Annotated in this window: 20 protein-coding genes; 11 read left to right on the forward strand and 9 right to left on the reverse strand. The window is 41.1% G+C overall.

Annotated elements, in window-relative coordinates:
* Positions 1-15 precede the first annotated feature (15 nt).
* On the reverse strand, positions 16-762 hold the full coding sequence (locus ACFFRD_RS09320) for a DUF561 domain-containing protein (RefSeq protein WP_392481246.1): 747 nt from the start codon (positions 760-762) through the stop codon (positions 16-18).
* A 254-nt stretch (positions 763-1,016) separates the two neighbouring features.
* Between ACFFRD_RS09320 and ACFFRD_RS09325 the strand changes: the two genes are divergently transcribed.
* Positions 1,017-1,823 carry a class I SAM-dependent methyltransferase gene (locus ACFFRD_RS09325; protein ID WP_392481247.1) on the forward strand — a complete coding sequence of 269 codons (807 nt, stop codon included), beginning with the start codon at positions 1,017-1,019 and terminating at the stop codon, positions 1,821-1,823.
* Positions 1,824-1,869: 46 nt separating this feature from the next.
* Here the strand turns inward: ACFFRD_RS09325 and ACFFRD_RS09330 are convergent, their stop codons facing one another.
* Positions 1,870-2,412 (reverse strand): Uma2 family endonuclease, encoded by a 543-nt coding sequence (locus ACFFRD_RS09330; RefSeq protein ID WP_392481248.1) that lies wholly within the window; start codon positions 2,410-2,412, stop codon positions 1,870-1,872.
* A gap of 162 nt (positions 2,413-2,574) precedes the next feature.
* A complete protein-coding gene (locus ACFFRD_RS09335; protein ID WP_392481249.1) occupies positions 2,575-4,953 on the reverse strand; it encodes an AAA family ATPase in 2,379 nt (792 codons plus the stop codon).
* A gap of 377 nt (positions 4,954-5,330) precedes the next feature.
* On the opposite strand from ACFFRD_RS09335, the gene ACFFRD_RS09340 reads away from it, so the two are divergent.
* Entirely contained in the window at positions 5,331-5,603 is a 273-nt protein-coding gene (locus ACFFRD_RS09340) for a hypothetical protein (protein WP_392481250.1), read from the forward strand.
* A gap of 111 nt (positions 5,604-5,714) precedes the next feature.
* Positions 5,715-5,942 carry a hypothetical protein gene (locus tag ACFFRD_RS09345; RefSeq protein WP_163933087.1) on the forward strand — a complete coding sequence of 76 codons (228 nt, stop codon included), beginning with the start codon at positions 5,715-5,717 and terminating at the stop codon, positions 5,940-5,942.
* Between the two features lie 101 nt (positions 5,943-6,043).
* On the opposite strand, the gene ACFFRD_RS09350 is transcribed toward ACFFRD_RS09345, so the two are convergent.
* Positions 6,044-6,985, reverse strand: a complete 942-nt coding sequence (locus tag ACFFRD_RS09350; RefSeq protein ID WP_392481251.1) for a hypothetical protein — start codon at positions 6,983-6,985, stop codon at positions 6,044-6,046.
* Positions 6,986-7,388: 403 nt separating this feature from the next.
* Positions 7,389-8,687, reverse strand: a complete 1,299-nt coding sequence (locus tag ACFFRD_RS09355; RefSeq protein ID WP_392481252.1) for a phosphoesterase — start codon at positions 8,685-8,687, stop codon at positions 7,389-7,391.
* Positions 8,688-9,269: 582 nt separating this feature from the next.
* Between ACFFRD_RS09355 and mnmA the strand changes: the two genes are divergently transcribed.
* The gene (gene mnmA, locus ACFFRD_RS09360) at positions 9,270-10,325 is read left to right on the forward strand and encodes a tRNA 2-thiouridine(34) synthase MnmA (RefSeq protein ID WP_392483038.1); all 1,056 of its coding nucleotides are present in this window, start codon (positions 9,270-9,272) and stop codon (positions 10,323-10,325) included.
* 125 nt (positions 10,326-10,450) lie between these two features.
* Here mnmA and ACFFRD_RS09365 read toward each other — a convergent pair whose 3' ends face one another.
* Positions 10,451-10,738, reverse strand: coding sequence for a hypothetical protein (locus ACFFRD_RS09365; RefSeq protein WP_392481253.1), 288 nt, complete (start codon positions 10,736-10,738; stop codon positions 10,451-10,453).
* A gap of 578 nt (positions 10,739-11,316) precedes the next feature.
* On the opposite strand from ACFFRD_RS09365, the gene ACFFRD_RS09370 reads away from it, so the two are divergent.
* Positions 11,317-12,411 (forward strand): hemopexin repeat-containing protein, encoded by a 1,095-nt coding sequence (locus ACFFRD_RS09370; RefSeq protein ID WP_392481254.1) that lies wholly within the window; start codon positions 11,317-11,319, stop codon positions 12,409-12,411.
* Positions 12,412-12,638: 227 nt separating this feature from the next.
* Here the strand turns inward: ACFFRD_RS09370 and ACFFRD_RS09375 are convergent, their stop codons facing one another.
* Positions 12,639-13,127 carry a Uma2 family endonuclease gene (locus ACFFRD_RS09375; protein ID WP_392481255.1) on the reverse strand — a complete coding sequence of 163 codons (489 nt, stop codon included), beginning with the start codon at positions 13,125-13,127 and terminating at the stop codon, positions 12,639-12,641.
* Between the two features lie 194 nt (positions 13,128-13,321).
* Between ACFFRD_RS09375 and sat the strand changes: the two genes are divergently transcribed.
* The 6 genes from sat (at position 13,322) to ACFFRD_RS09405 (ending at position 21,377) form a co-directional block, all read left to right on the forward strand.
* On the forward strand, positions 13,322-14,500 hold the full coding sequence (gene sat, locus ACFFRD_RS09380; protein ID WP_392481257.1) for a sulfate adenylyltransferase: 1,179 nt from the start codon (positions 13,322-13,324) through the stop codon (positions 14,498-14,500).
* A gap of 155 nt (positions 14,501-14,655) precedes the next feature.
* Entirely contained in the window at positions 14,656-16,785 is a 2,130-nt protein-coding gene (locus ACFFRD_RS09385) for a caspase family protein (protein ID WP_392481258.1), read from the forward strand.
* Between the two features lie 352 nt (positions 16,786-17,137).
* Entirely contained in the window at positions 17,138-17,980 is an 843-nt protein-coding gene (locus ACFFRD_RS09390) for a DUF2382 domain-containing protein (protein ID WP_179073288.1), read from the forward strand.
* A 379-nt stretch (positions 17,981-18,359) separates the two neighbouring features.
* The gene (locus ACFFRD_RS09395) at positions 18,360-19,256 is read left to right on the forward strand and encodes a DUF2382 domain-containing protein (protein ID WP_114080467.1); all 897 of its coding nucleotides are present in this window, start codon (positions 18,360-18,362) and stop codon (positions 19,254-19,256) included.
* 173 nt (positions 19,257-19,429) lie between these two features.
* Positions 19,430-20,326 carry a YsnF/AvaK domain-containing protein gene (locus ACFFRD_RS09400; protein WP_392481259.1) on the forward strand — a complete coding sequence of 299 codons (897 nt, stop codon included), beginning with the start codon at positions 19,430-19,432 and terminating at the stop codon, positions 20,324-20,326.
* Between the two features lie 127 nt (positions 20,327-20,453).
* Positions 20,454-21,377, forward strand: a complete 924-nt coding sequence (locus ACFFRD_RS09405) for an ion channel (protein WP_392481260.1) — start codon at positions 20,454-20,456, stop codon at positions 21,375-21,377.
* Positions 21,378-21,388: 11 nt separating this feature from the next.
* On the opposite strand, the gene ACFFRD_RS09410 is transcribed toward ACFFRD_RS09405, so the two are convergent.
* Both ACFFRD_RS09410 and psbA read right to left on the reverse strand, forming a co-directional pair.
* The gene (locus ACFFRD_RS09410) at positions 21,389-21,583 is read right to left on the reverse strand and encodes a hypothetical protein (RefSeq protein ID WP_392481261.1); all 195 of its coding nucleotides are present in this window, start codon (positions 21,581-21,583) and stop codon (positions 21,389-21,391) included.
* A gap of 161 nt (positions 21,584-21,744) precedes the next feature.
* A complete protein-coding gene (psbA, locus tag ACFFRD_RS09415; protein ID WP_012411708.1) occupies positions 21,745-22,827 on the reverse strand; it encodes a photosystem II q(b) protein in 1,083 nt (360 codons plus the stop codon).
* Positions 22,828-22,925 lie beyond the last annotated feature (98 nt).

Raw genomic sequence — 22,925 nt, forward strand, 5'->3', positions numbered from 1 at the left:
CCCACTCCCTACTTCTTACTTCTGAGTTAACACTCTTGCAGTCGCTAAAGCTTCTACTAAGCCACGCACAGCAGCAATCATTGCTATTTCGCTATTGAGTTGGTTGATGGCGGAACCAACACCAACACCAGCTGCACCAGCTGCGATCGCTAAAGGTGCGGTAACGTTAGAAATACCTGAAGCACACAATACTGGCACTGACACCACACGGGAAATCTCAAAAGCTGCTGCCAAGGTGGGAGCAGCTTTTTCAATTAATCCTAAAGTTCCAGGGTGAACTGGGTTACTGCTAGTACCGCCTTCGGTTTGGATAATATCTGCTCCAGCTTTCACCAGTTCTTCTGCTAATTGCACCTGTTGATCTAGTTCCAAAATGTGAGGAACGGTGACAGATAAGGTGATTTCTGGGAGGAGAGCGCGGGTTTGCTTAGTCAGCGCTAGCACTTCTGGAGCCTCAAAGCGACGACCTTGAGCATAGAAGGAATCGAAATTCCCGATTTCAATTAAATCAGCACCTGCTGCTACAGCTTGCACAAATTTTTCTGGTTCTACTGCTGATACACAAATTAGTAATTTTGTCAAACTTTTAGCTAACTGTACCAAAGCGCGATCGGCGGCAATATCAACAAAAGTAGCACCGCCAAATTCCGCAGCTTTGACAGTAGCAGCAACGCTAGCAGCGTCGAAGTTATTCAAGCCGCTAATCACTTTCAGAACGCGGCGGTTAGTAAATGCACGTTGGAGTGTAGGATGCATCGTCATGGTTAGGCTTTTGAAGCTATGAAGATTATAAATTAGGTATATTCTACCGTTACTCAGTTGATGAGGAACTAAATCACTATGGCAGTTGCCAAATTTTGATAGTTTTATCCTTTACCGCCACTAACCAAAATTTTGCTCTCCCAATTCACCTAGGTATTAAATGCTGTACAACAGTACCATGAAGCATAAAGTTCAGCAGATATCTATGTGAAAATAATTTAGTTCTGTTAAGTAATTCTTTTCAGGAGAAAGACATGACTGAAGAAATCATGGCAAAATTTGACGAGCAAGAAATACTTGAACTCTGGGATCATAGAGCTAAAGACTGGGATATTCAAGTTGGGGATGATGGTGACAGCAATCGAATTCTGAACTCAGATCCAGTAATATGGAGTTTCGCTGGTAACGTTGCGGGATTGTCTATTCTCGATGCTGGTTGTGGTACAGGGTATCTGGCACGCCAGCTTTGCCTTAAAGGGGCCAGTGTAACTGGTGTAGATTTTTCAGCTCAGATGATAGAAATTGCCAAATTCAGAGCTAGCCAAAATAATCTAGATATAGATTTTCATTTGGATTCATGCACTGAACTAAAGTCGCTTCCAGATGAGCAATTTGATATGATCGTCTCAAATTATGTTCTCATGGATTTGCTCGATCTCGAAGGAGCAATAAGGGCATTCAATCGTGTTCTTAAGCCTAGTGGTATTGCAATCCTTGTGTTCTCACATCCTTGCTTTCCCCAAGGAAACTCAACAACTGTAAATGAGGATGGGATAGTTTCTTATAGTTGGGCCTCTTCATACTTTGAAAGGACACAACACAACGACGAACCTTGGAATCATTTTACAACACCATTTATCTGGTTTCACCGCCCTCTTTCCGATTACTGGAAAGTCTTCAAGGCAGCAGGTTTTTCTGTAGACGAATTTGAAGAACCAAGAATTACCCCAGAGCGATATCATCTTGCAGAAAATGACCGAAAGCTTTTCAATTCCAAAACACGTCCCTATTCGGTAGTTTTTAAACTTCTGAAGGTTAAAGGATTACATAGCAATCCATAACATTTAGTTCTATCCATCTACATCTGTAGGATCTTTTACCACTATCCTAGTCAAACTCTAAAGGCCACAAATCGGCAATTGGTACTTCCCATCCTGGTAGCAAATCGGGAACTGTTAAAATATCCCCATCACGAAGTATTATTGCTTCTTGTCCAGGGTTGTAAACTTCAAGAATCCGCTCATCTGGATTGAGTAAAATTCCTACCTTAGTTCCCAAACTCAAAAATTCTTGAATTTTGGCTCTCAAATCCTCTAAATTATCACTAGGGGACTTCACCTCGACAGTCAAATCGGGAGCCAACTGAGCAAAAGACTTGGGACTGCGACGCAAGCGTTCGGCTAAAACAAATGAAGCATCCGGTGCGCGTAAATCTGAATTTGACAATCTGAAACCAGCGCTAGAAGCTGCTGTTCGTCCTAGTTTACGCGGTCTTACCCAGTTACGTAACTCGGCAATCATTGCAGCTGCGACTTCATCTGATTCGTATCCTGATGGACTTGAAACAATAATATTACCCTTAACTAGTTCCATACGATAGTCAGGATACTGTTGCTGCATTTTTTCCAAGTCTTCAAGCGTTAGGGACATAAAACCTCTACTTATCACACGCTCTGTATCTATTATGGAGACAACAGACCTCTTTAGGAGCGATCGCTCCATAAATTCCCTAGTTGTTCCCAAACTGTCACTCCAAAGACTTCATATCTAAATGAGAAAACAGGAATAAGCAGTAAAATCGAGTGTTATTGCCTATTTTTCAAAACAATCCATTGCTGTTTGAACCTTCTCAACTTGCTTGGGTGCTTGCATTTCGTTAAAAAGTGCGTAGGCGTAGCCCGTCGCAGACATCGCTTGTAAAAAACTTTCCCTACTTTGACTAATTTCACCCATTTTTTTATGAGTTAATGCCAATTGATAATAAGCCTCAGCTAAGTCTGATTTAGCACCAATTTTATCAAGAATTCCTATCGCTTCTGAATGATGAAAAATTGCTCTTGCAAATTCTCCCTGTTCTCGGAAAAGTTCCGCAATACAACTTATAGCTTTACCTTTAATCTGAGTAAAGTTGTTTTCTTCAGAATGAAATATAGCTCGTTGGCACAACTCAAAAGATTTTTTCATATTACCTAAATTTTTATAAGTTAAGCAGAGAGTTACTAAACTATGCCCTATTCCCCACAAAGTCACTCTAGTTGATGTTGAGATGCTAGAAAAGGCAACTTCAGCAAGATTAAAGGCATCTTCTCTGCTACCAGAGCGTGATTTTATCATAGCTAGACAGCATTGGGCATAAGTCATGTAATCATCAAGATTGCTATTTTGTTCAGCAAGTATACAAACAGAATTGAAACAATCTTCGGCTGCTTCTATTTCCCATAATTCCAGTTTGCAAAGCCCTGTATTAAACAAAATAGAAATTTCTGTTTGTTTGGCATCTAATGTGCCTAAGACTTTTCCTGATTTCTCATAGCATTCTATCGCTTCTCTAATGCAACCGATTATTCGATATGTATAGCCAAGTATATTGTAAAGTCTAATTAATCTTTCTGGCGATTTTATATCGTCTATTATTCGTTGAATTACAGAAAAATTTTTCTGAAGTAGTCCCAATTGGTAAAACGAGGAACCTAAAGGTAAACCTGTACCCCATTTTTTACCTCTTCCTTGTAAGATTACATCACCAGCTTTCTCAAAATCACTAATTTCTACATAGTGATAATAAGCTTCTAAAGCAGTTAAAGCATCATTTATATTTGTAATAGATGCAACTCTCTGTGTCCAACACTCTGCGGCTTTTCGGTTTACTAATTCCCATTCTTCACTGACTAATCTTAATCTACTAATCGCTTCATCACGAATTACAGGATGTAACCAGTATTGTCCTTTTTTTGCTTCTATTAAAGACAAATCTTGTAGAGCTTTAATTACACCTCGACGTTTTTGGGCTGATACATCCCAAAGCAAACATAAAACTCCCTCGATAGTTAGTGAAGGAATCTCTTGATAACGATAGCATCCTAAACGACAAAGGAGACGATAAGCTTCTAAGTCATTTTCTTGGAGACGGTTAAATTGACTGGCAACTAAATCTTTTAATTCTCTTTCTATTAATAAATCTGTAGAGTTTTCCTGCCAATATGAATGGATGTCCCCAGAAAAATCCGTCAATATTGCTCCACGGAGAATTTGCATTGCTTTGGCGTTACCTCCATAAGCTCTGCACATTTCACTGAGAATAGTACAATCACAATTGATGTGGCAACGGCTGAAAAATTCTCGCCATGCTTCATCATCTAAACCTTCGAGTGGGTAAAGATAAACCTCTAGGCTAGACTCCCGCAAACGCTCACGACTTGTGACTAAAGTAACTGAATGCACATCCGAGTCTGCTAATACTCTCAATAGCTCAACATAAGGGCGACGATATTCTAGGAACTTACCATTTTTATCGAGAGCAGTTTCTAGATTATCGATAAATACCCCAATTTTAGAAGTTTGTTCTCGGAGTTTGCGCCGTAGTCGTTCTAGGCTGATACCAAAATCGCCTCCTGGTTCTTCGTTAAAGTATCGCCGTAGCCATTCTTCAACTACACTCTCTACAGGAGTAAGGTTTTGGATTTCTGTGGCCATCCACAGTTCTAGGACAAAATTAAATTTTTGACTTTTAAAATATTTGCGTGCTAATCTTGTTTTGCCAACACCACCTTCACCCTGGATGAGGATAACTTTTTCTCCCCGACTGAATAAGGTGTGGAGTTCGGCTATTTGGCGATCGCGCCCTACAAAGTTAGAATCTAAATCTTGGGGTTTAGTCCCATTCGTCGCTAGATTTGGAATCTGAGAAGCTTTTTGCGACTGTTGGTTTGTTCTAAATCCTTGAACTACGCCTTGAAAGGTAGATTTTGAGACTTTCGCTCCTAGCACTTTGGAGAGTAAATGCCAAAGTTCTGCACCAACTGCTTTTAAATGCGCTTCTGTATAACCACGGCTGTTGGCGATATACTGGTAAGTCCGCTTTTCATCCTCCCACAAATTACGCAAGATAATCCTTTGAGTTTTATCTAGATGTTCTCCTGTCTGGAGAAAAACCAAGTTATCTACAAACTCTAAGGCCTCTTCTACACCCATTTGCTAACTTGATGTATCATTTGTAATTCATTATAACCATACTTTTACTACTTCTTCCTACCCACCATACTACAAAAAAACTTTTTCCTACTGGGTAGGAAGCTTACTTTATCCGACTGCAAAGCGTTATGGACTGTATTACTCTTGTAAGTAATACAGGCGAAGTTAAGTTAAGCGCCAATAATAAGGTGATTGAGGATAGATTTTATCAGCGCTACTACTGCAACCTTAGTAAATCACAGATGTTATTTGTTACCGTCCTAGATCAATGACTCATGAAAGTGGAGTCTACTAAACAGCAGTGGGTATTAACTAACTAGATTCTGTAGAGCGTATTTACAACTAAGTATGTAAGTCTTTATCCTACAGGAGGTTCAATGATGTTAGACAGAGATTGTCATCATGATTGCAATCAGAATCAGTGCCCTTTTGCCCAAGATACACGTAATCCCAATAGATATGTTTGCCTGAAATGTGGTGTTGAGCGAGAAATAAATAAGTATTCTTCTAGTTTCGGCTCGTTTTTGCTGCTGTTGTTGGGCTTGTTTATTTCGTTCCAACTATTAGTTAGTTACGAAAAGCAAAGCAATCCACAAAAGCAACAACAGTCTTTGAATAATTCACCCCATCAGGGAAATATCCACGTGTAAAACTAATCTTCGTGCTGGGTATGATTTCCCATTTCTGATTTTGTAAAGGAGAAATTGGAAATCAAAAAAAATATTCACTGCTAAAAATCAGCTACTTTCGTGAGTAAAATTATGGACACCAATCAAGATACACTTCTCTTTCGCTTTGCTTCTAAGTCTTTGAAATATTTCTTGTTAGTGCTGTTTGGGATTGCGATCGCTTACGTCCTATCCAGTGGTTTAGGTATTTTACAAATCATACCTATACTGTTATACCTGTTACAACAGTTTTTGCTTCCTGTGGGAATTATCCTCTTGTGTTTAATTACAATAGCGGTAATTATTGAATCCCTGCGTTAATAATTGTGGAAGTGGAGAGTCTATCAATTTTGGATTTTAAATTTTAGATTTGTTCTTCAATTCAAAATTCAAAATCTCAAATCGATGGACTCCTAACTTCTTCATTTACCGTAGAAAACCCTGGCATTTCGGTATCCTATATTTCGCAGATACTTATTCCATTCCTCAGCTTGGAATCGATCGGCGAAAGGCCCTACTGCTACGTGTGGCCCTCGTGGTTGCGTCCTTTCGAGGACTGCGCCAGATCGTCCTAAATCTTGGCTAAATCGGGCTAGATTCTGCCTAATTTGTTCTGCGATCGCAGATAACTGTTCTTGAGTAGTCGGAATAACGACATAATATCTAGAGGCTTGCTTGGGAGGATTTATATTGCTACGTTCCCCTATAAAGCCTCTATTACCTACATCTATTTCCTGTCCGTTACCAAAGCTGATAATCCGAGCGCTATATATTCCCCGTGACTGTAACTCATTCACCCGTTCTTGGGCGTTAGATACTCTGTTAAAAACACCTGACTGAATAACATTCCTTCCTTGGTACTCGCGAATGTAAGCACTGGGTTCAATCTGGCGGATTGCTTGTAACGTCTGGAAATCACTACTATCTACGTAAACTAAGTAGCGCTCAAAGTTCTGGTTATATTGACTAAACTGTGTAGTTTGGGGGGGCTGAAAGTTCTGATTGGATTGATTATTTTGTAATGGTTGAGGGGCTTGAAAGTTCAGATCGGATTGATTATTTTGTAATGGTTGAGGGGGTTGAAAGTTTAGATCGGATTGATTATCCTCCACTAGTTCTGCTGGTTGTAACTGCGGTGATGGCTGTTGACCAAAGGGAATTGGCGGTGGTGGTAAAGCTTCACCTCCTTGTTGAGCCAGTAGCATACTGTTGTGGATTTCTGCTTGTGCTGGGGCATAGTCAGGAATCAGCACTAACCATCCTCCTACTAACAGGGGGAGAAATCGGATAGTGGGCTTCCAACCCTCAGAACTTCGGCGCAGCATCTGAAAAGGGGTAAATTTACTTGGTATTCCTCTCGACATAGTACTTAGAAAGTAGTCAAAGTATTTTTAAGCAATTTCCATGAGGAACTAATTAGTTCACCGTTGTAGCAACTACTATATAGCGTTAACGTAAAATTAGCTCATCTGCGTGGCAAAAAATACATTTGTAACCATTCTTAGATAGCCATCCGCATTCATTTTTGACCGCCCCAAAATTGGTTCGTCTGCTCTGATTTAGGACTTACGCATACTCTACTAATTCTCGGCGTTCTTGGCGACTTGGCGGTTCGATAAATTATACACATAGTAGGGGCAATTAATGAATTGCCCCTACTATGTGTAGTTTTGGTTCAGTCCTAATCCAATCAGAAATTGAGTCAACAGCTCAAATGAATGCACTCCCATACGACGAGGAATGAGAAAAATATTAGCGCTGTGCTACTTAACTACAATTTTGTGTCAGTAAGCTTTCAAACAGAAAGTCTGCCAATTTGGTGCCAGACACATAAGCTGCGTCTGCATCCCATTGAAAATGGACACCCAGATAAACACGACTGCGCCCATTCTCTAAAGCTGCGGAAGAGAAACTATTAAATGTCCGTGTGATTCTAATGCCATTATTGCCCCTCGCACTTGGATCTTCAGATGTTGCCGTAAAAGTAACATTATCAGTGCCAAAGAAGTTCCGCAAAATACCGGCATGGACTGCTCCGAAAGTGGCATGACCAGAGATATAGGCTGGAAATGAAGGAGAAAATCGAGTGCCATCAGCATTGGGTGATAGAGGTCTCCAAGTGGGATCAGCAGTTGTTCCAGGGTTGTTGTCTTCAAATGCTCTTTGAATTGCCGTTTCTGGTCTCCACAAATCCAAATCGGTGTCGTACTTCGCATCCCATGCCAAGATTGCCGCATCGCCTAAACCTAAACCCACCAAAGCAAACAACCGTGCATTTTCGGAAAAGCTCAGACATCTCAATTTAGAGACAATCTGGGTTATGGTATAAAGCTGTCCAGGTGGCTTATATGTTCCATCAAGATCATTTGCCCAGAAAAGAGCAATATCGGTTTGTTCTTGAGTCCGTTCAGTAGAGTTAGCAGCACCAAGCCGTTTTACTTCATTTACTTGAGCAGTATATTCAACACTGGCCAGTAGATCCTGTTTACTGCTGAAGCCTGCTGGTTTAGTCGGACGAAACTTCTTGATTAAGGTTGGCGAAAAAGGTTTTACTTTGCCCCAATTTGGGGTAGTTGCAGGGCCAGAACCAGTTGGTCGCCAATCACCAGGCTGATGTCCTGATTTGTAATCGGTCTTGTCATCAAACCCGTCCCCTTCTCGATTTTTGAGGATTGCTTTAGCTGCGGCGATTCCAAGTTCTTTACCATCATCAATGCTCTGTTGCGACACACCAGTACTTTTAATGTCATGGATGGCTTTCTCTCGTTCTGCGTCAAAAAAGCTCTGGTTTTTATTTTTTGATTTGGGAAAATTGGCATTAGGATAAACAGTGTCGCTACTTAATACAGTAAATGCGGCATAAACTGCTGCTGCTTCTTTAGAAGCTCCTAATTTTACCGGAAGAATTTCTAAATACGGTTTGTAATCTTGATCAATGGAATTGACAGCATCGTATATTGCAGCATGTAATATAGCACCAGTACGGGAGATTGGCCCAGGAGCGCCACCGTTCAGACGAATTGTTTGTAAATATACATTGTTCCAATTAATAACTTGATCTGTCATAAATATTCCTTTGCTTAATCTTGCCTTTACCCTGGTTGCGGATCTAATTCTCAAGATAGAAGTAAACTAATACCCCTTCTCTACAAGACGCTACACGAAAGCCTAATTCTTAATTCGTAATTACTGTTGCGTAGGGGTTTTAGATATTTGATAAGAGTGGCTTATTTACGCCAACCTCTACTAGGCAGGTGGCAGAAATAACTATCCAGTTTAGTAATGCTTAAAAGTTTACTTTACAAGCTTTCTCAGCTTATAATCTTCCCTAAACTCTGCGTAGCTTGACGCTTCCCCGTCGGCATCCGGGTAATGCTCAATTATTCGCCAACACCACCCAATCAAATAGCTTAACTTTTGCTTTTTGCACTAGACTCTACCAGGGTTTGTATTCCGAATATAGAAGTATTTCTGAATGCTTAATAGTACCCCAGAGGGTACTATTTCCAATGCGTGCATAAACTGCTTTCACTTTTACTACGATCGCCTCGATTTGCTTCCTTTAAAACCGAAGTGCTTTGGTAGCAAGGCTTTGGAAGAGTGTGTGCTACAATTGGACAACCACGCAGCTATCGTGTCGTGCTTTGTATGAAAAAAGTCGTCGTTGGTCTTTCTGGTGGCGTTGACAGTTCCACCGCCGCAGCTATCCTGCACCATCAGGGCTATGAAGTGATTGGTTTGACTCTTTGGCTAATGAAAGGCAAAGGTCAATGTTGCTCTGAAGGTATGATCGACGCGGCTGATCTCTGTGAACAACTGGGCGTTCCCCATCAAATTGTAGATATTCGGGATCTCTTTCAAACCCATATTGTCGATTACCTAGTGACTGGTTACAGTGCTGGGATTACACCTTTGCCTTGCTCTCAGTGCAATAAAACGGTGAAGTTTGGGCCAATGGTGCAGTATGCTCGTGAAGAATTGGGGTGCGATCGCATTGCCACCGGTCATTATGCCCGAATTAGCTATGACGAAGCAACTGGACGTTACCAATTATTAAGGGCTGTTGACCGCAACAAAGACCAGTCATACTTCCTCTATGATTTGTCTCAAGATTTACTTGCAGCAACTATATTTCCTTTGGGTGAACTGGAAAAAACTGACACCCGGCGTATCGCGACTGAATACGGACTGAAAACTGCTGATAAACCAGAAAGTCAAGACTTATGCTTAGTGGAAAGTAACGGTTCCATGCGGGCATTTTTGGATAAATATTTAGCTCCCAAAACAGGCGATATTGTCGATACCACAGGCAAGATTTTGGGACAGCATGATGGTGTACATCACTACACCATTGGCCAGCGCAAGGGTTTGGGGATTGCTGCTGCCGAACCCTTGTATGTGATTGAATTAGATGCGGAAAATAATAAAGTAGTAGTAGGCGATCGCACTAAGGTAACTCAGCCAGAATGCACAGTCGGACGGGTAAATTGGGTTTCTATTGCTGAACCATCCACCCCAATTCATGCCGAAGTGCAAATTCGCTATCGTTCAACACCTACACCAGCGATGGTGATTCCGTTGGAAAATTCTCGTGTGCGTTTGGTGTTTGATGAACCCCAAATCAGCATCACCCCCGGACAAGCGGCGGTGTGGTACGACGGAGAAAAAGTGTTAGGTGGCGGAATAATTGAGCAGTTTAGTTGAATCTTGCCCCGGTTTCGGTAGAAGTCAAAACTGCCCCTCCTGTGAACTTCAGATAGGCAAAAGCTGCCCTGAGTTTTGGAGGGGTATTTTTGTGTTTAAATTGGATAATAATGCCAGAAAAAGAGCTACTCCTCAAAACTCTCATTCAGTAGCAGAGTCAGATGACATTGAATTTTTTTAACTAGGTTAAGTTGCTGCTGCCACGACTCTCTAACTTTAGTTTTATTTCCAATAACGTTATATATACAGCACTTCCGGCGGCTATGAGGTACAGCCTCAAAGCTGAAAGCTATGATAGGAGAGAGGTAAGAAGAAAATTGTATTGCATAATAGCCGGAAGCGCTGTATCTACTCAAAATTATATTTAAACCGTATTCAGTCAGATTGCGGGTATTTTCCCAAAATTTTTTCATGCTTATACTTTCAAGAATTTTTACTGAAGGTTGAAGCATTTATTTTTTCATTTACCCTACAACAAGCATTGATTGAATAAGTTAAATGAGCAAGAATTGACCAAGAGAAATATTGTTCAATTGTTAGGACAGTTCACTATAGGACTCATATCTGATTTTTGAACAAGATTTCAGATAAAACTCTGATGAAACGGACTTTTCAGTCTCAGTATGTTTTCAGAAATCAAATCGGAGTCCCATAACATATAGGAATCCTATTTGATTTTCAAACGGATTTTAGAGAGAAATCCTTGCTGGACAAGCATTTCAATCTCAGTATGTTTTCAAAATTCAAACCGGATTCCTATAGATTTATAAAAAGTTTCTTATCTGTCTTATCTGTCCTTGTCTTTTGTGCTTTGAAGAGTGAATATACTTTTAATCGTTTTATAAATTGACGAGTATCGAAAGCTTAAATTAGCTGATAACTGGTGTGAAAAATCCTAAAGTCACACCCGTACTACGAGCTACAAAAGTTTTTTCCTCAATCAGGAAATGCTCAGTCTGCAAATTATATTCAACTTCAATGGAGAATTCAAATGGAAAATCAAAAAAGATATGTCAAGTTATCTGTGGGACACGAGCTTGTAGGAGTTAAATACGAATACAAACACTTTTTGACATCGACCTGTACAGAATCGCACAGCAAGTATCTTTGCTTATCTACTGATGATGCTTATGTTGCCTATTTTACGATGGAGATTTTCGATACTGATCGATGTTCCTTCAAGTTTTATGATGGCCCCTACAAAGACCAATGGCTAACCTACAACGGTGGCTATCTCTACGTTAAATCCGACTACAGTTATTTAGCTGGTAATTTCAGTGATAACGGATCTACCGTGAAATTATGGACTAATCAGAATGGAACTAAATATTGGTTCAAAAAAGGGAACAAGTACAAAAATGATGCTTGCGACAATTTTTTCTATATCGTGACAACGACTAATGAGAGTGAAGCACTCACTTTTAATATCACAGACATTTCTTCTAGTCTCCTCGACCCCCGCGATCGCCCCATCTCAAATCCTTTGAAAAAAGCTTATTTTTTCAAAGGAGACCAGTATATCCAGTTTGATATTGCTGCTGATCGAGCCGATGAGGGTTATCCAAAACCGATTAAAGGTAATTGGCCCGGATTAGATGCCTTCACTGACGGCTTCGATGCTGCTGTACATTGGGACAATGAGAAGATTTATGTGTTCAAAGGATCTGAGTATATTAGCTACGATGCGCCTACTGCTCAAATTGATAGTGGTTATCCAAAACCGATTAAAGACAATTGGGCTGGAATGGATGGCTTCGATAAAGATATTGATGCTGCCGTCAATCTAGACAAGGGCAAAGTTTATTTCTTCAAAGGTAGTAATTATGCTCGCTATGATATTGCTGCCGAGCGAGCCACAGGTAATAGTTATCACATTGCATCTTATTGGCCTGGAGTTCATTTTTCAAATATCGATGCCGCCCTGAATCTAGGTAATGGTAAAGTTTATTTATTTAAAGGATCTGAGTTTATTCGCTACGATATTGCTGCTGACAAAGCCGATGAGGGTTATCCAAAACCGATTAAAGGCAATTGGACTGGACTAGATGCCTTTGCCGATGGAATCGATGCTGCGACTGTATTTTAGCCAACGATTTTAGCCAGAAGCTCAAAATCTTCAAAACCATCGATTTTCGGCGTTCCTGAATCGGAGTATGAATTTACATTTTTCGAGATAACTAAACAACTATTCTTTCCCCCCGCCTTCATATTTAAGGCGGGGGTTATTTATAAATCAAAAATATTATGTCCCATCTAGAGCTATCAGCAAATTATTTTTAAAAGAGCGAAATTCTGATAAATGTTTAACGTTCTCTAATACTTTGAAAAGTTATCGTAAATCCATAGTTCTGGAACTGCTATCGCTTCGTAAGCATCAAGAGTTGTTTTTGATGTTACATCTGTTTCAATTGCCAAATCAGGAGGCGGATCATTTGGTTCCAGTTTGCGACGACCAATCATTCTTTGGTAATTTTGGATGTAGAAGCAAGCATCTGGTTCTACCCCCGCTATATTTTCCCGCTTAAAGGTAGTTGAACCGAAGGGTTCATAACTTTTCCCGGCGATCTTCAGCAATATTTTGACAATATCCGAAATTAAGTCCTTTGATTTTTCGTGTTCGGGTAGAGGAACCATAATTTCTAACGTAGACTTGCTGTAAGCAACTTGTAGCGATCGCTTTTCCCCCAGTTCTTGCAAGATAGACTCAAATCCCTTCCAGCTTACATTTTGAATAGATACTGTACTACCTGGTGCTAGCCGCATTTTGCTAACAGGTTTAACAACGGGAGATACAGCATTCATAAGCATTTTCCTTATAAAGGAACTATTCTGAAACTTGAGGCTGGATTAGCTTTAGCGTAACCTAATTAGATCGCTTAGAAGCTAGTTGCAACAATTTTCCTCCATTCCCTAAACTATTTATTTCTACGTACCAGCATTTGGTAAGTTAGTACATAATCTGAAACAATAACAGTAAAAACAAAGAGGGGATTACGTTGAGTCACAATCCAGATGCCATAGCCCCCCACGGTGGACAGTTGGTTAACCGTATCGCCACACCAGAACAAAGGGCAGAGTTTCTCTCAAAAGCTGACTTTTTGCCACGAGTGCAACTAGACGATCGCGCCGTTTCGGATGTAGAAATGATTGCGATCGGTGCTTTTAGTCCACTCACGGGTTTTATGAACCAAGAAGACTACGATCGCACTGTTACAGAAATGCGACTAGCTAATGGTCTTGTGTGGTCAATCCCGATTACACTATCGGTCAGCGAAGAAGTAGCTTCCCCCTTGCAAGAAGGTGGCTTAATTCGTCTGGATAACTCCAGAGGTGAATTTATTGCAGTTTTGCAACTTACGCAAAAATATAACTACGACAAAACCCGCGAAGCCATTAATGTCTACCGCACTGATGATGTCAAACATCCAGGCGTGCAGGTACTCTATAACCAAGGTACTGTACATCTGGCGGGTGATATTTGGCTGTTGCAGCGCGAACCTCATCCCCAGTTTCCCACTTACCAAATAGATCCAGCTGCCTCACGGCAACTATTTAAAGATAAGGGTTGGAAAACAATCGTTGGTTTCCAAACTCGCAACCCCATCCACCGCGCCCATGAATATATTCAAAAGTGCGCTTTAGAAATTGTTGATGGTCTATTTTTGCACCCATTAGTCGGGGCGACAAAAGAAGATGATATTGCTGCCGATGTGCGGATGCGCTGCTATGAAATTTTGCTGGAACATTACTACCCCTTAGACCGGGTAACTTTGGCAATTAATCCAGCCGCAATGCGCTATGCTGGGCCTCGTGAAGCAATATTCCATGCTTTAGTCCGCAAAAACTACGGCTGTACTCACTTTATCGTCGGACGGGATCATGCTGGCGTTGGTGACTATTACGGTACTTACGATGCACAGTATATCTTTGATGAATTTGCCCCAGGTGAATTGGGCATTGTGCCGATGAAATTTGAACACGCTTTCTACTGCACGCGTACTAAGCAGATGGCAACATCTAAAACTAGTCCCAGCAGGCCAGAAGAACGCATTCACCTATCGGGGACAAAAGTTAGGGAAATGCTGCGGCGCGGCGAGTTACCTCCACCAGAATTTTCTCGTCCAGAGGTAGCGGCTGAGTTAGCGCGGGCAATGCGGATAGAAGTACCTGTTTAGGGAATTGGGAATTGGGCATTGGGCATTGGTAAATAATTAATAGTTATTCTTCCCCTGCTCCCTCATCTCCCCGCTCCCCACACTTTTGTAACTTTACAATACAGAGTTCAGCCCTGTAAGCTGCTAGCTAATGGGCTTAGGGCTGATAGCTAATTATGAAACGCCGCACGTTTTTACATAAAATTGGCTCAATACTCGCGGTATTGGGAGTAACGGAAGCTGAGTGGTTGACTTTAGGAAATCGCTATTATCAGGCTTTGGCACAACCCAACTCGCGCAAGTTGGCATTGTTAATAGGTATTAACCAATACTCCAAAATTGCAAATCTCAGTGGTTGTCTGACAGATGTAGAACTGCAAAGAGAACTTTTGATTAACCGCTTTGGTTTTCAAGGGTCAGATATTCTAACCTTAACTGAGGAACAAGCCAGCAGGGAATTCATTGAGGCGGCTTTTTCGGATCATCTGGGCAAACAAGCTAAACCTGGTGATACAATTTTTTTCCACTTTAGCGGTTATGGCACTCGTGTCAAATTGGAAACATCGCCAGATACAATCCAAGATGCTCTGGTGACAGCTAATGTAGCTCTTGACTTACAAGATGACAAAATAGTCAATCATATATTAGAAGAAACTCTACTGCTATTATTGCGATCGCTCTCCACAGACAAAGTAACAGCAGTATTGGATACTAGCTATGATGCTCCTAACACAGTAATAGGATTAAAAACTCGTGCCCTTCAGGAGTCAGCAGCAAAGCTAGCAACTGAAGAACTCGACTTTCTCAAACAACTTAAAACTCAGAAGTTATCCAACACTCCGATTGTTTTAGCAGCTACCTCAGAACCAAAGCAGCCAGCAAGAGAAGGTCTTTTTTCTGGTTTTAGTGCTGGGTTATTCACCTACGCCTTGACGCAGTATTTGTGGGAATTCACGCCAGCCACCAAAATTCAAGTCGCCCTTTCCCACGTGGAAAATTCTCTATATAAATTAGGTAGTAAACAGCAACCAGCATTATTAAGTAGTCAGAAAAATCCAGATATAACGTCTCTACAGCCAGACGGTATCATTGGTGCAGAAGGCGCGGTGAGTGATATTGAAGAAGACGGTAAAACCGTGCATCTGTGGTTAGGAGGATTACCCCCACAAGTGCTGCTATACTACGGAGTGAATTCTAGGTTTACACTACAGACAAAAGAGCAATTAGTATTGCGATCGCGCACTGGGTTAACAGCAAAAGCGCAAATTTACAAAATTGAAGATGCAAATCCCCTACAAATCGGGCAACTCGTCCAAGAAGCAGTCCGGGTATTACCCCGAAATATCAATTTAACAATAGCTTTTGATACTGGATTAGAAAGAATTGAGCGGGTAGACGCTACAAGTGCCTTTGCGGGATTTTCCCATATATCTACCGTAGTTCTAGGTGAAAAACCAGCTGATTATGTATTTGCCAAGCTACAGGAAACTCCCAGTCGTTATGGTCTATTTTCTCTTGGGGGCGAGCCAATTCCCAATACCACGGGGGAAGTAGGAGAAGCAATAAAATTAACAGTGCAAAGGTTAGCGCCAAAATTATCAACCTTGCTAGCAGCCAAGTTATGGCGACTTACAGAAAATGGAGGTTCTTCTCGCTTGGCTCTCAAGGCAAACTTAGAAATAATTAATAATATATCGCCTCGCGTCGTCATGCAGCGCGAAACAGTCAGAACCTTCAAAAGTGAAACTTCGATTAAAAAATCAGTACAGACGCGATCAATCGCGTCTCTCCCCACTCCTATTGTGCCTATCGGTAGTCGAATGCAATATCGAGTGGAAAACCAGAGCGATCGCCCAGTATATTTAATCTTACTGGGATTAAACAATAATCATACAGCAGTTGCCTTCTACTCTTGGGAAACTTCCCAAGAACCACATACTACCGACATCAAGCCTATCCTCCAAGAAGTCGTCATCGCCCCTGGTGAAAGCCTCACCTTACCCCAAACTAATGCTGCTTCCCAATGGGTGATTTCAGGGCCAGCTTCTGAGTGCGAACAACAACTTATTTTTAGTCCTGTCCCCTTTAGGGAAACTCTAGCCGCCTTGAGTACTGCTAAGTATTCCACAGTCGAACAACGGACGATTGGCCCATTGTTGAATCCCTTAGACGTTGCACAAGCCTTGCTGCAAGACTTGCATAACGCCAGCACCCTCAAAACTGAGATGAACAGCACAGCAACCGACTCATATATCTGGGATGTGAATAATTGGGCAAGTCTTAGCTTTAGTTTTCAAGTTGTGTGACTTGGAAAATTTTTTATCGAAACAGAATTGATTCGGAATTATAACTGAAAAAGCGGATAATAGCACAGCGTAAAGCCTTCTCTACGATGTATAGCAACTCTTATGAGGGTCTTGATTCTGGCTCTTGTTAGCAAAGTGGGGCGTAGCCCATTCTGACTTCTGAATTCTTTTTCAAACCAGCATAAGCTAAAAGTTTTTATGACTTTAGTTATACTCCTATTGATTACGCTGAGTGTTAAAACTGAGTGTTTGACTCATAAAATATCTCAACTGAATTCAGTCGCCAGCAGGATGAGACTCAGCACAATATTTTTTACACTAAATGTTATAAACAACCTGGAAACAACATAGTATGCCTCTTCATAAACTTGAACATTTTGATCCAAACTATCGAGAAACTTTTGGTGGAGACGATGTTAAATCACTGATTCTTTATACTGAGGGAGGAGACAGAGTTGGCTCAGTAGCTGATGTTTTAGTTGATGATGATGGTCGTTTTCGATATTTAGTTATTGACACAAGCGGAGATTTTTCTGGTAAAAAAATCTTATTACCAATTGGTCTTTCCCGGATTGATTATCCTGCCAAACGTGTCTATGTTGATGGGTTAAGCAGACAACAAGTAGAAGGTTTAGTTGAGTACAAAGAAGATACAATCTTTGATCACGATTACGAAGAAAAAGTACGTAGTGGATTTCGTTCTCCAACTAGCGGTGTAACTTACGATCGCAATACATACAATTACCAGACAGAACCAGCTTTATACGGACTGAATGAGCAATCTCATCAAACTTTCAAACTCTATGAAGAACGGTTGATTGCAAATAAACAGCGCATCAAAACCGGAGAAGTAACGGTTGGTAAACACATTGAAACAGATACTGCAAGTGTTACAGTACCTATCCAAAAAGAACGAGTTGTAATTGAGCGAGTTGTGCCAACAGAAGCAGGAAACGTTGTAGATACCAATGAACTTAAGTTTCAAGAAGGTGAAGTTGCACGCATAGAAGTGTACGAAGAAACGCCTGATATACGTAAAGAAGCCTTTGTGCGTGAAGAAGTCCGAGTCAAGAAAGTCGTAGAAAGGGATATAGTGGAAGCACAAGACACCATTCGTCGAGAAGAGTTAGATGTTGATACTGCGGGTAATTTACATGTGAATGAACATGGCAGTACTACACATGAAGCGATTTAAGGGGATTGGATTTTTTTAAAGTTGTAGAGACGGGGGATGTTAGCGTAGCGAAGCATTTCCGATAACGTCTCGTAGAGAAGCCCAGGTCAATTTACCATCTCTACAGTATTTTAATTACAACCAAAATTCCTAATTTCTTAAATTTGTTTGGTGAAAATTCGCGGTGTTTATATCCCCGACTTCTTTAAAAAGTTGGGGATATAAATTTTAAATTATCATTCATTTAGGACTGCTTTTATCTGCCATCAAGAAAAAGAACTATAACTTTTGGTTATTTAACTATTGAAATAATTCATTCGACAGAAGGATGTAAAGAAGTAAAGAAATTTTTATCATAAATGCTATGAATTGAAAAGAAAAATATTGAGGTTAAATAATAATGGTACTTTACAAATTAGAAGATTTTGAGCCTAACTATCGTGATGCATTTGAAGGCCACGATATTAGCGGACTTGGGGTTTATACACAAGGAACTGATGAAAAAATTGGTACTGTCAGCGATGTTTTAGTTGACGAAGAAGGTCATTTTCGCTATCTAGTTGTTGACTTAGGCTTCTGGATTTTTGGTAAAAAAGTATTACTACCAATTGGTCGTGCCCGTATCGACTATAACGTTGATCGTGTCTACACAATTGGCTTGACTAGAGAGCAAGCAGAAGATTTACCTGAGTTTAATGAACGTCAAGCGCTTGATTACGATTACGAAGAACGGGTGCGTGGCGTATATCGTCAACCAGCAAATTCCACCAATACTTTAGATGCATCAGCACCTGTAGAAGCATCAATACCTGTAGATACAACCTATCAACCAGCGACGACTACGCCAATTTATAATCGTGATAGCTACAATTACGAACATGAGCCTTCTTTATTTGGGTTAAATGAGCAAGATCATCAAACTCTGAGATTGTATGAAGAACGGCTGATTGCCAGTAAACATCGCCAAAAAACTGGAGAAGTATCGATTGGCAAGCGTGTTGAAACTGATACTGCACGGGTTGCAGTGCCAGTAGAAAGAGAGCGAGTTGTAATTGAACGTGTAACTCCAGCAGATGCAGGTACTGCCGTTTCTGGACGCGAAGCAAATTTCCGTGAAGGCGAAGTTGCTCGTCTAGAAATTCACGAAGAAACTCCTGATGTTCGTAAAGAAGCATTTTTGCGTGAAGAAGTCAGAGTTAGAAAGGTGGTAGATCAAGACACAGTTGAAACGCAAGAAACTGTGCGTCGTGAAGAGCTAGATGTGAATTCTGGTAATCTTCCCATTGAAGAACGCTAACCAAATATAGTCATTAGTTAATCGCTAATGGCTAATAATTAATTCGACACAGTACAGGTAAAGCTAATTCAACAGCTTTACCTGTGCTTCCAATAGCTTAAAATGAGCAATACATTTAATTTAGCTAAGTAAAAAGCAGTTCATAAACTTTGCATATTATGAATAGCCAACCGATGACAAAAAACATTGGACAGGCAAACGGTAATTCTGGCACTAACACCTCAATAGCAGATTTGAAAAAGAGGGTGAAGAATTTTGCTGTGTTCGATAACCAAGGTCAGCTAGTAGGAGTAGTTCATGATTTAATTGTGGATACTAATAGACGGCTAAACCTAGTTATATCAAACCAGGTCAATCAACAAACTCTAGAATATGGCGAGCAGTTAGTCGATAAACATCCTTCTTTTTTTCGATTGCAGAGCCAGAGAATCAAAAAAATTGACAAGCCGACTAAATCTGTTTTCATAGACTTCAACAAATCAGAAATCGAATATATGCCTGAATATTCAGAAGCAGAAAAAATCGGCGATGTCTACGAGGGGCTACGCCTAGACAACCCAACTGAGCAATTGGTTAACAATCAAACTCAAAATAGCGCAGTTGAGCCAGTGGATTTAGAAGAGGTCAGCGAAGAACAGATTATTCGTCTACTAGAAGAACGACTAGTTGTTGAAAGCAGCAAGCGAAAAGTTGGTGAGGTGATTGTTCGCAAAGTCATCGAAACCCAGATGATCCAAGTTCCTGTCCGGCGTGAAAAGCTGATTGTGGAACAAATTAGCCCAGAACACAAACAACTTGCAGAAATTGATTTAGGTCAAGAGGAAATTGCTAATGTTGACTTGACTGGAGTAGAAAGACTTGAAGGTACATATTTTGAAAGCGGTTTAACAATAAGCGGCGAATTTAACTCGCCGAAAACTGCTAGTTTATTGTTGAATGCGATCGCACTAGAACAAAATCATGGCTGCAATCGGGTGCGTGTTACCATTGCTGTTGAAGATGAGTCACACAAGAATAAATACCAGGAGTGGTTTGATCGCTGTTCGAAAGATCAATCACCCAAGCTGTAAAAATAAGTTTCTAGCAGATAAATTAGTAGGATGGGCATTGCTCATCCTATTTTTTTTGCTGATTTAATCACTTCAGCTCAGAGAGTGTCAAAATACTAAGCAGTTGCCGTTCTTTTGGCTACTTGCAATGAAATTTCGACTGAAGAGACTTTCACGGAAAAAACAACAGCGTCTGATTTTACCTATTCAGATTCAAGTTCGAGACGGAAAATTTGAGATTATGGGTATGGGTGTATGGCATTCTTACTGGCGCGATCCCTACCATTTGCTGTTAACGATTCCCTGGGCTGGCTTTCTACTGCTGATTTGTACTTTCTATATAACTATCAATGCTCTATTTGCCCTAGCTTACTTGATAGGAGGAGATTGTATTGCCAACGCCCGACCAGGCTCTTTTTTAGATGTCTTTTTCTTTAGCGTGCAAACCCTAGCATCTATCGGCTATGGGGCGATGTATCCCAAAACAACTTACGCCAACATTATTGTCACCATTGAAGCAATGATTGGTTTGGTGGGAATTGCCGTGATGACGGGGCTAGCCTTTGCTCGATTTTCCCGACCTACAGCTAGGGTGCTTTTTAGTCGTGTTGCTGTAATTACACCTCATGATGCAATGCCAACTCTCATATTTCGCACCGCTAATCAGCGTCGCAATATGATTCTAGAGGCGCAGATGCGAGTCTACTTAATGCGCGACGAAATAACTCTAGAAGGGCAATTTATGCGTCGGTTCTACGATCTCAAACTGTTAAGGAACCAAACACCTAGTTTCACCTTAAGCTGGTCAGTGATGCATGTCATTGATGAGTTTAGTCCTCTATATGGGATGACACCAGAATCCTTAATCCAGACAAATACTATCTTGATTGTCTCTTTGAGTGGCATTGATGAAACAGTTGCACAGGTAGTCCATGCCCGTCATACTTATGCTGCTAATGAAATTTTGTGGAATAATCAATTTGCCGATATCTTCTACCACGCACCTGATGGACATCGCTACATTGATTACAACCGCTTTCACGATGTTTCACCTTTAGATGAAATCCTTTAAATGTCTGAAACTTACTCAGAAGTCTGATTGTCTGATAATTGTAAGGCTTTAACGACGACTCGACCATTTTCAACTACAGTGCAATTTTTAACCATACTTTTGCTGTGGTTAACTGGTACATCCTGACACTGTTTCTGGTGGGAGATATTTTGCTCCTGTTGTTGGTTGAGGACGACAATACAACAGGCGGAGGGGGAAAAGGACATATAAAGTATTTTGATCTCTATATCTATTATCGCGCTACTGATGATGTTTGGCTGAAAAATTTGCTACCCATCTGTTTTGATTAAAACCAATTAAATATAGTTCCAACAAAAAAGCGCCCCCCATCACTGGAGGGCGCTTTTTATTTAGCTAATCTTCAGAATTAACCGTTGATAGCAGGAGCAGTCATTGCTACAGGAGTAATTTCACCAGCAGCTAAGTCTAGGGGGAAGTTGTGAGCGTTACGCTCGTGCATTACTTCCATACCCAAGTTAGCGCGGTTGATTACGTCTGCCCAGGTGCTGATAACGCGACCTTGAGAGTCAATGATTGATTGGTTGAAGTTGAAACCGTTCAGGTTGAACGCCATCGTGCTGATACCCAAAGCGGTGAACCAGATACCGACGACAGGCCAAGCTGCTAAGAAGAAGTGCAGTGAACGGCTGTTGTTGAAGGAAGCGTATTGGAAGATCAAACGACCGAAGTAACCGTGGGCTGCAACGATGTTGTAGGTTTCTTCTTCTTGACCGAATTTATAACCGTAGTTAAGAGACTCGGTTTCGGTGGTTTCACGCACCAAGGAAGAAGTTACTAGAGAACCGTGCATTGCAGAGAACAAGGAACCGCCGAATACACCAGCCACACCTAACATGTGGAAGGGGTGCATCAAAATGTTGTGTTCTGCTTGGAACACAATCATGAAGTTGAAGGTTCCAGAGATACCCAAAGGCATACCATCAGAGAAAGAACCTTGACCGATTGGGTAGATCAAGAATACTGCGGTAGCAGAAGCCAAAGGTGCGCTGTAAGCTACGCAGATCCAAGGACGCATACCTAAGCGGTAAGAAAGTTCCCACTGACGACCCAGGTAGCAAGCGCAACCGATCAAGAAGTGGAAAACTACCAATTGGTAAGGGCCGCCGTTGTACAACCACTCATCTAAGGAAGCAGCTTCCCAGATTGGGTAGAAGTGCAAGCCGATAGCGTTGGAGGAAGGAACAACTGCACCAGAGATGATGTTGTTTCCGTAGATCAAGGAACCTGCGACTGGTTCACGGATACCATCAATGTCTACTGGAGGTGCTGCGATGAAGGCAATTACAAAGCAAGCAGTAGCTGCTAGTAGGGTTGGGATCATCAGTACACCAAACCAACCAACATATATACGGTTGTCAGTGCTGGTAATCCACTCGCAAAAGCGATCCCAAACGTTAGCGCCAGAGCGCCGTTGTAAGGTTGTGGTCATTGTTTTATAAGTGCTATTTTTTGTTAAAAATGGAACAAGCAGATTTTCTTTTGCCTGTTGAATTACAGTCTACATGAAATTACTTGGACGCGATCTTT

This window comes from Nostoc sp. C110, assembly GCF_043099725.1.
Classification (GTDB): Bacteria; Cyanobacteriota; Cyanobacteriia; order Cyanobacteriales; family Nostocaceae; genus Nostoc; species Nostoc muscorum_A.

Excerpts from the sequence above, each read along its gene's own strand:
- ACFFRD_RS09320 (WP_392481246.1), bottom strand. The coding sequence starts at position 762 with ATGACGATGCATCCTACACTCCAACGTGCATTTACTAACCGCCGCGTT.
- ACFFRD_RS09325 (WP_392481247.1), top strand. The coding sequence starts at position 1,017 with ATGACTGAAGAAATCATGGCAAAATTTGACGAGCAAGAAATACTTGAA.
- ACFFRD_RS09330 (WP_392481248.1), bottom strand. The coding sequence starts at position 2,412 with ATGTCCCTAACGCTTGAAGACTTGGAAAAAATGCAGCAACAGTATCCT.
- ACFFRD_RS09335 (WP_392481249.1), bottom strand. The coding sequence starts at position 4,953 with ATGGGTGTAGAAGAGGCCTTAGAGTTTGTAGATAACTTGGTTTTTCTC.
- ACFFRD_RS09340 (WP_392481250.1), top strand. The coding sequence starts at position 5,331 with ATGATGTTAGACAGAGATTGTCATCATGATTGCAATCAGAATCAGTGC.
- ACFFRD_RS09345 (WP_163933087.1), top strand. The coding sequence starts at position 5,715 with ATGGACACCAATCAAGATACACTTCTCTTTCGCTTTGCTTCTAAGTCT.
- ACFFRD_RS09350 (WP_392481251.1), bottom strand. The coding sequence starts at position 6,985 with ATGTCGAGAGGAATACCAAGTAAATTTACCCCTTTTCAGATGCTGCGC.
- ACFFRD_RS09355 (WP_392481252.1), bottom strand. The coding sequence starts at position 8,687 with ATGACAGATCAAGTTATTAATTGGAACAATGTATATTTACAAACAATT.
- mnmA (WP_392483038.1), top strand. The coding sequence starts at position 9,270 with ATGAAAAAAGTCGTCGTTGGTCTTTCTGGTGGCGTTGACAGTTCCACC.
- ACFFRD_RS09365 (WP_392481253.1), bottom strand. The coding sequence starts at position 10,738 with ATGAAAAAATTTTGGGAAAATACCCGCAATCTGACTGAATACGGTTTA.
- ACFFRD_RS09370 (WP_392481254.1), top strand. The coding sequence starts at position 11,317 with ATGGAAAATCAAAAAAGATATGTCAAGTTATCTGTGGGACACGAGCTT.
- ACFFRD_RS09375 (WP_392481255.1), bottom strand. The coding sequence starts at position 13,127 with ATGAATGCTGTATCTCCCGTTGTTAAACCTGTTAGCAAAATGCGGCTA.
- ACFFRD_RS09385 (WP_392481258.1), top strand. The coding sequence starts at position 14,656 with ATGAAACGCCGCACGTTTTTACATAAAATTGGCTCAATACTCGCGGTA.
- ACFFRD_RS09390 (WP_179073288.1), top strand. The coding sequence starts at position 17,138 with ATGCCTCTTCATAAACTTGAACATTTTGATCCAAACTATCGAGAAACT.
- ACFFRD_RS09395 (WP_114080467.1), top strand. The coding sequence starts at position 18,360 with ATGGTACTTTACAAATTAGAAGATTTTGAGCCTAACTATCGTGATGCA.
- ACFFRD_RS09400 (WP_392481259.1), top strand. The coding sequence starts at position 19,430 with ATGACAAAAAACATTGGACAGGCAAACGGTAATTCTGGCACTAACACC.
- ACFFRD_RS09405 (WP_392481260.1), top strand. The coding sequence starts at position 20,454 with ATGAAATTTCGACTGAAGAGACTTTCACGGAAAAAACAACAGCGTCTG.
- ACFFRD_RS09410 (WP_392481261.1), bottom strand. The coding sequence starts at position 21,583 with ATGTCCTTTTCCCCCTCCGCCTGTTGTATTGTCGTCCTCAACCAACAA.
- psbA (WP_012411708.1), bottom strand. The coding sequence starts at position 22,827 with ATGACCACAACCTTACAACGGCGCTCTGGCGCTAACGTTTGGGATCGC.